Source organism: Sneathiella sp., from assembly GCF_036960985.1.
Taxonomy (GTDB): Bacteria; Pseudomonadota; Alphaproteobacteria; order Sneathiellales; family Sneathiellaceae; genus Sneathiella.
In genome coordinates this window covers 86,842-97,868 of record NZ_JBALWD010000002.1, presented here as the reverse complement: position 1 = coordinate 97,868, position 11,027 = coordinate 86,842, and the positions used below count along the sequence as shown (strand labels likewise).

Sequence of the window (11,027 nt, the reverse complement as noted above, 5' to 3'; positions counted from 1 at the left end):
TCGGGAAATCACAAATGATACGCATCTCCAGTAGTTTTGATGGTGGCAATATACTTTGCGACACTTGTGCCGATGCATCCGATATTCAGTTGCAGATTAAAACAGACTCAGCCGCAGATTTTTCCCAATGGTTCTATTTTCGATTAACAGGCGGACAAGGGCTTCCCTGCGTGATGAAAATTACCAATGCGGATAAGGCTTCCTATGTCAAAGGATGGGAAGGCTATCAGGCAGTCGCCTCTTATGATCGTGAAAACTGGTTCCGAGTGGATACGGTTTATGAAAACGGTCACCTTGTCATTCGTCATACTCCTGACGTCAACGCGGTGTATTACGCTTACTTCGCACCCTATTCCATGGAACGACATTCAGATCTTATTGCAGATGCCGGGCAATCGCCGGATGTCTTTTTGAGCGTTCTGGGGGAAACGCTGGATGGCCAGGATATGGATCTGTTGACGATCGGGGAGCCAGCACCAGAAAAGAAAGCTTATTGGTTAGTCGCGCGCCAGCATCCTGGAGAAACCATGGCAGAATGGTGGATGGAAGGATTTCTATCGCGGTTGCTAGATGAAGATGATGCCGTGTCCAGGGCATTGCTTGAGAAAATCTGTTTCTATGTTGTCCCGAATATGAATCCCGATGGTAGTCGTCGCGGCCACTTGCGCACGAATGCAGCAGGTGCAAACCTAAATCGTGAGTGGTCTGAGCCGGAGATGAACAAAAGCCCGGAAGTTTATTTAGTTCGCCAAAAGATGCAATCAACGGGTGTTGATTTTTGTCTGGATGTTCACGGAGATGAAGGGCTGCCATATAATTTTATCGCAGGCACGCAAGGTATACCAAGCTGGACAGCGGAGAAAGATAGGCTCCTGACGGATTTTAAACGTCTTTGGCAACAAGTGAATCCTGATTTTCAAACAACGCACGGATATCCAGCTGCACCAAAAGGAAAAGGCAATCTAGCGATGTGCGGAAATTATGTCGCGGAAACGTTTGGATGCCTTGCCATGACCCTGGAGATGCCGTTTAAAGATACGGCGGATACACCGAACGAGTTGTGGGGATGGTCACCTGAGCGATCGAAGAAGTTTGGGGCCTCTGTAATTGACGTATTACACCAACTGGATGATCGCCTTACACTCCCAACGAAATAGCCCTTAAAGCTGAGCGTTTTATCCTGTTCGTATGATGTGGCCCTCTGTTGGCAAGGTTTCACCAGCAATAAGTTCTTTATAGGCGACAATGCCATCAGTTAGGTTTTTGCCTTCCTTGACAGTGAGCCATGATTTACTTTTGATTGCCAGATCTCGCCACGCCGCCTGTGTTTTACCTTGTATGACACCGGGTCCCCACTCATCGTGGCGCTTCTGAATTTGTGCGGGTGCAAAGAACATTTGCGGTTTTGCGCCGGGCAGTTCTTTAGTGGGGCGGAATTTGTCCCAATGGCTTACACCGACAGAACAACTGACTAGAAGTTGCGCATCCAGATGGGTATGAAGCGATACGCGCACGTCTGCATTGCCCGACATATCTATGTAAACCGATGGTATTTTCTCAGTTTCTCGTTCTATGTTTTCATATGTTATGACTTGATCACAAACACCTAGGTTTTTAACGAAATCTTGATTTCGAGTGGACGTCAAACCGATTATTTTTGGATCCACAGTTTCATCATCAGACAGGAGCTGAAGCAGTCCAACGGCTGTTTTGCTGGACGCGCTACCGATGAGAATTTGCTTTGCACCAAAATAGTTGTTGTCCATGAGGTAGTCATAGATCATGTAAGAAGTGGCGTATAACGGGTAAAGGATTGACTGAAGATCCTCCAACCCCGTGTCGTGATGTTCTGAATTATTCAGTCTGATATATTCATTATACACGGCTGGTAATTGCGAACGATGGTCGGAACCATCTTTAAAAGCATTTTGTCGGATGCGTGAGGGATGAACAACGAGTTCTTCTGCCATCGGCAAATAACCATAAAGCCTTTCTCCCAAGTCTATTCCTTCGCACTCAGTCTCAATAACAACGGCATGCCCCCAAACAGGCACGATGCCCCAGCCTTCTTCAGAAACAGGAAAAAACTTCCAATATCCGATGAGATCGCCAGTAACAGCATAAGTAATATTGTTGGCTGTCAGGGCAAAACTTTCTACCCGCAGCCGCACTTCGCCTTCGTTCAGGGTCCGCGAGGAGGCATTCACACTTTTTATTTGACTGATGTCGTTTTTGCCGACGAGGAGTAGCTGCATTTCACTTCCTGAGCTCTTTGCCTAAATCTATAGAGAATTAATATCAATAAAGACAAAAGACATTGCTGAGGTCAATTGCAAAAGCCAAATTCGTTTTCCCGACTTCAAAATGTAGCGCTCAAGAAATACTAGTGATGAGCAGTCGCATATTTCTGTGATGCTGTTATTGGTTTCAGGATCAGATTTTTAACTTCACTAAAAGAATTTTTGATGATTGCGTGAAACATTTCTGACCGCTCAACATGTGCATTGTTGATCAGGGTTTTGATCTTTTCATCGTTTAAGATACCGTATGCCATAATAATTCCTTTCAAACCAATGGAAGCCGCAATATTTAAAGCTGTTTCCTAAATCTCGTGAGTCATATTTAGGCTGTTGTGGGAATATCTACAAACGAGTTATATTAGTTATCAGGTTAAATTTTTTTAAGTGAGAAAATGCAGAAACTACCTTCCCTAAATGCGTTAAGGGCATTCGATTGTGCTGTTCGGCATATGAGTTTTCAAAAGGCGGCCGAAGAGCTTTTCGTAACGCCATCGGCATTGAGCTATCAGATAAGGCAATTGGAAGAACATCTGGACTTAAAACTTTTTGATCGTCTCAATCGTGCGGTCAGGTTAACCGTTGAGGGTGAGTTGTTAGCGCCTGGCATTCGCGATGGCTTTATCGAATTTGAAAATGCTTTGCGACAACTCAATCGACGACAAACGGATAATGTCTTGGTTATTTCTGCCGGGCCCGCATTTACTGCAAAATGGCTTGCGCCACGATTATACCGTTTTATGCTTCGTCATCCCGAAATAGATGCTCGGATCTCAGCTAATCTGAAAGTTGTTGATATGCAACGAGATGATATTGATGTCTCCATTAGGTTCGGCATGGGGGAATATGAAGGATGTGAGTCAACATTATTATTCGAAGAATATGTAACCCCGATGTGCAGCCCGCAAGTAGCAGGAGGTGAAACCCCTTTGAAGCATCCGTCGGATCTTGGAAAGCATACTTTGATCCATGACGACACTCATTTAGGCGTATTTGATTTGGCCGATTGGAAAAAATGGTTGGAGATGGCGGGGGCTCCCGAAGTGGATCCTAAAAGAAGTGGCCTGCATTTCAATATAGCCGACCATGCTTTAGACGCAGCCGTGGCGGGCGCGGGGGTGGTCCTCGGTCGCTGGATACTAGCTCAAAATGATGTGGAGGCGGGCCGATTGGTCACGCCCTTTGATTTAAAAATCAAGGCGGATTTTTCCTTCTTTGCTGTCGTTCTCAATAATCGAGTGCAAGACAAAAATATTCGAGCCTTCTGCACATGGTTACAAGATGAAATCGACGGGAATATTGACATCATAGGTGCCGGCCCTGCTGTTTAATTGGCTGCCGGTTCTGATGTCAGATTTTGCCGAAGCTCGCCAGCTGTATTACCGAGGGCTGCAAGGCAGGAGTTCGTACGCGACTTCGGGATATTGACAGAAAAATGAGTGATAAAAATATTTCCGTTCTTCGTCTGAACTTGATCTGATTTTAAACCTACAATATTGGCATCATAATCGATAAATACTTCGGATAGGCGGGCCAGTAACCCGGGTTGATCCTCGCCTTCACAGTGGATGTGATGCGTTACTTCTTTTGGAGGCGTCTTCAAATTTGCAAGATCAAGTCTTTGAATCTGAACGGTGGCGTCGCTCAATCCCTCCAGTGAATTAATTTCTTCCGACAATGTATCTTCCGCCAAATCCGATGGAATCTCTATGATGCTTGTAAATTCCCCACTTTTATCGAGGATTGCAAATGACGTATCGCCCAAATTGATATTTCTATCAAATAGATAACCTGTAACTAGAGAGATCAATCCAACTCGATCGCTGGAATGGACCTTCAGCAACGCTTTGAATGTTCCCATGGTTTCTCCTGTCAGTTACTGGCGCACAAAATGTCGTGCCTGATTAGCAATATGATCTCTTATTTGGGATTCGGCAACACGTCCAAAAGAAAACCCCCGATATTAACGTGAGTATTTCCTTGGAACCACGCTCAAGAGCAAATCCCGAAAATTTGGCGGTTTTTTGTTGGATTATAACGATGCGTTAACGAAAGGAGCGTAAAAAGTAACCTACTAATTTTCTGGCTGTAGACAGGCTGTCTATGATTTCTCGCAGGAATTATGCGCTGTCGGGAACAAAAACGGAGATAATGGATGCTTATCGGTGATATCTTATTGGCGCAAAACTTAGTAACGCCTGAGGATATAAAAATTGCGTTTCATCGGCAGAAAGAAAATGGTGGCCGCCTTGGCGAAAACCTTGTTGCCCTTGGCGCGCTAACCCAAGAACAACTTGATAGAGCCATCTATGAGGCACCTCAAGCTCCTAAATCAATTGAAAATTCGGGGATACCTTCCGCTAATCTTTTACGCATCCTCTTCAAGCTTGTTTATGTGAACAGTTTGGATACGGCGTCGTCAATTTCCAATGCCATTAAACTTCCGATCGGTGTTGTAAACCGCCTTATTCAGGAAGCAGGCGACCGTAAGTTTTTAGAATCCTTGGGTACTGCCGATCAATCTACATTTTCGGAAACCCGATATGTTATGACGGAAGCTGGTAAGCGCTACGCGATTGAGTCTCTGGATCAGAACCAATATGTCGGACCTGCACCTGTTTCCTTGCAAGCCTATCAGGCTCGTATTAGTTTGCAAAAAATTACTAACGAGCGTGTCGAGCAATCGAAAATCGAAGAAAGCTTTGAAAATCTGGTGATCGCGGATGACTTTGTTCGCCGTCTTGGCCCCGGAATCAACGCCGGTAAAAGTATTCTACTTTATGGCCCTCCGGGGAACGGGAAAACAACCGTGGCAGAGAAAGTCGCGGAGATTTTCGCCAATGTTATCTATATTCCATATTGTTTCGAAGTTGACGGTCAAATTATCAAGGTCTTTGACCCTAGTATTCATAAGCCAATTTTAGGCGACGCTCAGAAAAAAGCTGCGAGTTCTGGGTTGCGACGTGAAGAGTTTGACGGTCGCTGGGTTCCCTGCGAACGTCCGGTTATCATTACCGGCGGGGAACTGACACTTGAAATGCTCGATTTGAGCTTTAACGCCCATGCAAAATATTATGAAGCCCCGCTGCACGTGAAAGCATCCAATGGTACTTTCATTATTGATGACTTTGGCCGCCAATTGGTAAGTCCTGAAGACCTTCTCAATCGCTGGATTGTTCCCCTTGAAAGTCGGGTTGACTATCTTAAGCTGCATACGGGCAAAAGCTTTTCTTTGCCCTTCGACGAACTGGTAATTTTCTCGACTAACTTGTCGCCTGACGACTTAATGGATCCGGCTTTTTTGCGGCGTATTCCGTACAAGCTTGAAACCATTGGTCCGTCAAGGGATCAGTATTTCGAGATCTTCAAAATGGTCGGGGACGCTCGAGGTCTTGAAATCACAGAAAAAGTTCTAGAAATTGTCATTGAAGAACTGCAAGTCAAAAACAAATTCGATTTAGCCTGCTATCAGCCTAAATTTATTATTGATCAGATTATTGCGGCTTGCAAATACCGCGGTACTGAGCCACATATTGATGAGCAACTGGTTGTTGATGCCCTTCGTAACCTTTATACTAGCAACGCAAAAGGCGCCAAGAAGATAGCCGCTAAAAGTCCGATGATTGACGACTCCCGCGATGCTTTAGCTGAAGCCGTGTAACGAAGCACAATACTGTTGTCCTGTGCTATAAAGCACGAAATCGTTCAGTTCAATTGGTATCGGTTGCCGGGATAAACCATTCTGGCGGTCGATACTATTCTCTCTCCGAACCAAGTACGGCGATTGATCACCAAGCAGGCGGTCGCAGTATCAAGTGCCAGAAAGTGAGAGACTTCAGCGTCGGAAATTTTCGCTTGAATACTATGTTCGTGGGACAAAAGAGCAAATCTGGTGCTGAGGCAGTTTTCTGCCGTCGCATCATGAAAATCCATTCTAAGGTATTCCGGAAATAAGGCCGCGTTCACGTGCCTGTCTTCAAGCATAAGTGGAACATCGTTCTCACAATGTACAAAGTACGAACGAAAAACCTGATCACCTTCAGACACAGCAATTAGCTTGGCCGCATCGGCGTCAGCGAGTTCTGCCTGCAGGAAATGAATTTTACAACTATATTTGGATCCGCGAGAGTGAACTATCTGGTCAATATCTTTAAGTTCAAGGTTTTTCGGCGCGGTTTTTAGTGAAGCGACAAAAGTTCCAACACCCTGAATGCGTTCCAAGAACCCTGCTTGCGTCAGTTCACGAAGGGCACGGTGGATAGTCATTCTTGATATTCCCATGTCTTTGACCAAAGTATGCTCGGAGGGAAGCCGGCAGTAAGCTGGCCACTCACCGCTCGATATTCTTTTCAATACATGGGATTTAACCCGTTCATACAAAGGTTTAGGCGGCGCATAGGAAACTGGTTTGGGCAAAGGTGTTTTTTTTGTCATTCGGGCAGTTACCTTGTTTGTTAAAATCAAGGAGAGGACGCCTGCCTGACGAGGGATGTGAACAGGTTTCTAATTAAAACGCCCTTTTTCAAAATTAATACTTGAACGTTCATTCCAATAAAATATATAGTAGCTTACCGATCAACTTCATCTACACACATTTGTTGATGATCTGTGAAAGGCCTGCTCCGATTTTCTGCGCCCCTCGGAGCGGGCCACTTCATCCCCGCACTTCCATTAAAAAATTCAGAACATAAGCCTTGATTGACCTTGTGTCGCTCGTCATATAGGTAATTGAATAATTTTGAATGAGTCGAAAGAGGAAAATGACAGAACAAACCCATGAATTTCAGGCCGAAGTCGCCAAACTGCTCGATATTGTCGCCCATTCACTGTACAGCGAAAAAGAAATTTTTTTAAGAGAGTTGGTTTCCAACGCCTCGGATGCTTGTGACAGATTGCGTTACGCAGCTTTGACGAAACCGGAACTCATTAAGGAAGATCCGGAATTTAAAGTTATCTTGAGCGTCGATCAGAAAGCAAAAACCTTGACCATTACGGACAATGGTATCGGCATGACCGAACAGGAAATGATTGATAATCTGGGTACAATAGCGAGGTCGGGAACATCCCGTTTTTCTGAAGAGCTTACAGGTGATTCCAACAAAGACATCAACCTGATTGGCCAGTTCGGCGTCGGTTTTTATTCGTCCTTTATGGTTGCAGACAAAGTCACTGTGATAAGCCGAAAGGCCGGCGAGGAGACTGCAACCGTTTGGTCCTCGAGTGGCGGAGGTTCTTTTGATATCGCTGAAGGAACGCGAGAAGGACGCGGCACGACTATCACGCTACATATGAGGAAAGAGGCCAAAGAGTATCTGGAACCTCTGCGTCTTCGTAATATTGTTAAGACCTATGCCGACCATATCGCTTTGCCAGTTATTCTAAAAGCAGAGAAGGAAGGCGATGAGGATGAGGTTCTGAATACCGCCAGCGCGCTTTGGACTCGTCAAAAATCTGAGATTACCGCGGAACAATACACGGAGTTCTACCATCATGTAGGGCAGGCGTTTGATTCCCCCTGGATGACACTTCATAGCAAGGTGGAAGGCCGCATTGAATATACGATGTTGCTTTTTATTCCAGAGCAACCGCCTTTCGACCTCTTCAGCCCAGAACGGAAATCCAAGCTTAAATTATATGTCAAACGCGTCTTTATCACCGATGACTGCGAAGAACTCATTCCCGCATATTTGCGCTTCCTAAGAGGTGTTGTCGATTCCGAAGACCTTCCTCTCAATGTCAGCCGCGAGATGCTGCAGAACAATCCTGTATTGCATAAGATTCGAGGCGGCTTGGTCAAAAAAGTTATCGGTGAAATCGAAAAGAAAGCGAAGAAAGATCCAGAAAGCTTTGCAAGTTTTTGGGACAATTTTGGTGCCGTGCTCAAAGAAGGTATCTATGAGGATGAGGATAACGGGCAACGTATTCTTAAACTTGCGCAATTTCGAAGCACAAAAGCAGACAATCGGACAAATTTAGCCGATTATTTGGAACGGATGAAAGAAGGCCAGGATGCCATTTATTATATTACTGGCGATGAAATTGATGCCCTTAAATCCAGCCCTCAACTAGAAGGTTTTGCTGCGAAAGGAATAGAAGTCTTATTACTCGACGATGCTGTCGACAATTTTTGGCTAAGCCGAATTAGTGAGTATGAAGGAAAGAGTTTTAAATCCGTAACACGTGGGACAGCTGGATTAGAGAACGTAGCTGAGGAAAAAGATCCTTCTGCAAAACTGGAACCAAAAGCAGAAAGCGCAGAAATGGATAGCTTGATCGCTTTGTTCAAGCAAGCGCTGGAAGGCAAAGTCAAGGATGTAAAAGAATCTTCGCGTTTGACGGAAAGCCCTGTCTGCCTTGTGGCGGATGATGGCGATATGGACATACATCTTGAGAAAGTACTAAAAGCCCATAAGCAATTTGGTGGCGCGGAAAGTATGCGTATTCTGGAACTCAATCCAACTCATTCGTTGATAAAAAAATTAGCTGCGAATGCGAAAGCCAGCGGAACATCCGAAGCGCTGGAAGATGCAGCTCTTCTCTTGCTTGATCAAGCGCATATTGTTGAAGGGGATCCCGTCTCTGATCCAGTCGCTTTTTCAAAACGTATGGCGGATTTTATGGCAAGCGGGATCTCAGCTTAGTTAGGTAATATTGGCTTGAAACGAACAGGCGGGTTCGATGTGCCCATAAAGGCCGTTGTTTTTGATGTCGGCGAAACGTTGGTCAATGAGTCACGTTACTGGAGTGAATGGGCATCCTATTTAGGGGTGCCCATTGAAAATTTCATGATCCGGCTTCGTGATGTCATTGCTCGCGGCGAACATCATCACACGGTTTTTAAGTCATATGATCCAGACTTTAGAATGGCGGCAGCTTTACATGCACGCGAAGAGGCAGGTACCGCCTATTCACTGCAATCGAGTGATTTCTATGCAGATTCCATTTCATGCCTGCAACAGCTGCGGCAATCCGGATACATGATTGGTATTGCAGGAAACCAGCCAAAGGCAATGGAGCGGGCTTTGAAGAAATTAGGGATCCCTGCCGATCATGTTACGTCTTCTGAGGCCATTCAGTTTGAAAAGCCGGACACTCTCTTTTTCAAAGGGGTCTTGGCAATGATGGCATGCGCACCAGATGAAGTTGCTTATGTTGGCGACCGACTGGACAATGATGTCTTTCCAGCACAGCAGGTTGGCATGAAAGGTATCTTCCTGCGGCGAGGTCCTTGGGGGTTGGCCCATGCCGAACGTTTGGATTGTCAGAACGCCGATCTAATTATTGATGGCCTGGCGGAGCTTCAACAATCGTTACAAGATCTCTAGAATAAACTTACTTAACCTCAGGCCGCATCGCCATGCTTTTCAGCTTTCGATGGCTCGATTTTGAAATATCCTAATATTAGCAAAAATATGGCCAAACCAGCCGTCATCAAAAAGACACCTGTGTAATCTTGGGAGGATGAAAAGACAGTGCTACACAGAGCCATGCCCACTGTGCCCCCTAACAACTGTGCACAGAGGACTATCCCACCGGCTAACCCTTGTTTATTTAGCGGGACTTCGTTCATTATCGCGCGCATTGGCGGCACAAAAAGAAACGGCAAGGCCGCTCCCCAGATCAAAAGCGCTGGTAACAGCAAAAGATAGCTTTCCCAATGGACTGCAATTCCGATCCATAGAATGCTGAGGGCAACGACGAATACGCCGCCGAGTGTTGGTATTCGAGAGCCATATCGGTCAGCAATTTTGCCTGCTATGAAACCGCTCGGTATGGAGGGAGCTGCGCCAGCGACCAAGGCTATTCCGGCTTGCAAGGATGACATGCCGAGTGTGTGTTGTAAGTAAAGTGCGCCAAAAATAAAGACCGCAATTTTCGTAAATTGAGCTGTAAAAACGGTAAAGTTGCAAGCAGCAAAACTGGAATTTTTGAAGAGCGCCATATCAATAAGAGGTTGGTCGATTTTGAGTTCAATTGTCACGAACAATCCGAACAGCCCGATCCCGGCAAGCAAGGGGACTATAACGAACGGATCGAGCCATCCCCAGTCCGGCCCTTGCATTATGGCAAACACGGTGAGACCGACACCGCCGATCAATGTTGCTGTACCTGCAAAATCGAACCGCTCTTTGGTTTTGCCTCGCGGCGGGTCAATCCACGATATGAGAACCAGCGTTATAATTAGCAATATAATCGGCGGATTGATCCAGAATATCCACCGCCAAGACATAAAGCCTGTGACAAGTCCGCCGACAAGTGGACCCAATGCTAAGAATACAGTTCCTATGGTTCCATAAATACCGAGGGCTACACCTCGCTCTTCATCAGGAAAGACAATAGTTATCATCGCCATCGAGGCCGGAAATATAATCGCGGCTCCGACACCTTGCATGGCGCGTGCAATGATTAAATATATTCCGCTATTTGCAAATCCACAGGCGAGGGAAGCAAGGCCAAACAAAAGGATCCCAAATGTAAAAAGGGTGCGAAGCCCTAGAATGTCGCCGAGCCGTCCACCAGCTGCGACAAGGCCTGCAAAGACCAGCAAATAAGAATTTATGATCCAATGAGAGGTGAGCATAGATATGTTCAATTCTGTTTGAATAGTCGGTAATGCGACACCGACAATGGTTTCGTCCAAAAGGACGATTCCAATAACGCCTCCCATGGCTGTTAGTATCCACCATTTCCGATTAGCGTCGTTCAAGGTGAAGGTTTTCCTTGTGTCAA

The 11,027-nt window shown here is 45.7% G+C and carries 10 protein-coding genes; 5 read left to right on the top strand and 5 right to left on the bottom strand.

The window, feature by feature from the left end:
* Window positions 1-14 precede the first annotated feature (14 nt).
* Window positions 15-1,157: a M14 family metallopeptidase gene (locus V7723_RS01520; protein WP_335682650.1), complete on the top strand. Its 1,143-nt coding sequence runs from the start codon at window positions 15-17 to the stop codon at window positions 1,155-1,157.
* An 18-nt stretch (window positions 1,158-1,175) separates the two neighbouring features.
* Here the strand turns inward: V7723_RS01520 and V7723_RS01515 are convergent, their stop codons facing one another.
* Together V7723_RS01515 and V7723_RS01510 are read right to left on the bottom strand one after the other, a co-directional pair.
* On the bottom strand, window positions 1,176-2,255 hold the full coding sequence (locus V7723_RS01515; protein WP_335682649.1) for a DUF2855 family protein: 1,080 nt from the start codon (window positions 2,253-2,255) through the stop codon (window positions 1,176-1,178).
* Between the two features lie 128 nt (window positions 2,256-2,383).
* The gene (locus V7723_RS01510; RefSeq protein WP_335682648.1) at window positions 2,384-2,554 is read right to left on the bottom strand and encodes a hypothetical protein; all 171 of its coding nucleotides are present in this window, start codon (window positions 2,552-2,554) and stop codon (window positions 2,384-2,386) included.
* 138 nt (window positions 2,555-2,692) lie between these two features.
* Between V7723_RS01510 and gcvA the strand changes: the two genes are divergently transcribed.
* A complete protein-coding gene (gcvA, locus tag V7723_RS01505) occupies window positions 2,693-3,628 on the top strand; it encodes a transcriptional regulator GcvA (protein ID WP_335682647.1) in 936 nt (311 codons plus the stop codon).
* Here gcvA and V7723_RS01500 read toward each other — a convergent pair.
* On the bottom strand, window positions 3,625-4,158 hold the full coding sequence (locus V7723_RS01500; RefSeq protein ID WP_335682646.1) for a glycine cleavage system protein R: 534 nt from the start codon (window positions 4,156-4,158) through the stop codon (window positions 3,625-3,627). The genes gcvA and V7723_RS01500 overlap by 4 nt on opposite strands.
* Before the next feature lie 294 nt (window positions 4,159-4,452).
* Here V7723_RS01500 and V7723_RS01495 point away from each other — a divergent pair, with 294 nt between their 5' ends.
* Complete coding sequence (locus V7723_RS01495) at window positions 4,453-5,958, top strand: AAA family ATPase (RefSeq protein WP_335682645.1); 1,506 nt, start codon at window positions 4,453-4,455, stop codon at window positions 5,956-5,958.
* A gap of 44 nt (window positions 5,959-6,002) precedes the next feature.
* Here V7723_RS01495 and hutC read toward each other — a convergent pair whose 3' ends face one another.
* Window positions 6,003-6,731 (bottom strand): histidine utilization repressor, encoded by a 729-nt coding sequence (gene hutC, locus V7723_RS01490; RefSeq protein WP_335682644.1) that lies wholly within the window; start codon window positions 6,729-6,731, stop codon window positions 6,003-6,005.
* A gap of 326 nt (window positions 6,732-7,057) precedes the next feature.
* Between hutC and htpG the strand changes: the two genes are divergently transcribed.
* A complete protein-coding gene (gene htpG / locus V7723_RS01485) occupies window positions 7,058-8,938 on the top strand; it encodes a molecular chaperone HtpG (protein ID WP_335682643.1) in 1,881 nt (626 codons plus the stop codon).
* A 15-nt stretch (window positions 8,939-8,953) separates the two neighbouring features.
* A complete protein-coding gene (locus V7723_RS01480) occupies window positions 8,954-9,622 on the top strand; it encodes an HAD family hydrolase (protein WP_335682642.1) in 669 nt (222 codons plus the stop codon).
* Window positions 9,623-9,639: 17 nt separating this feature from the next.
* Here V7723_RS01480 and V7723_RS01475 read toward each other — a convergent pair whose 3' ends face one another.
* Window positions 9,640-11,004, bottom strand: a complete 1,365-nt coding sequence (locus V7723_RS01475) for an MFS transporter (RefSeq protein WP_335682641.1) — start codon at window positions 11,002-11,004, stop codon at window positions 9,640-9,642.
* Between the last annotated feature and the right edge of the window lie 23 nt (window positions 11,005-11,027).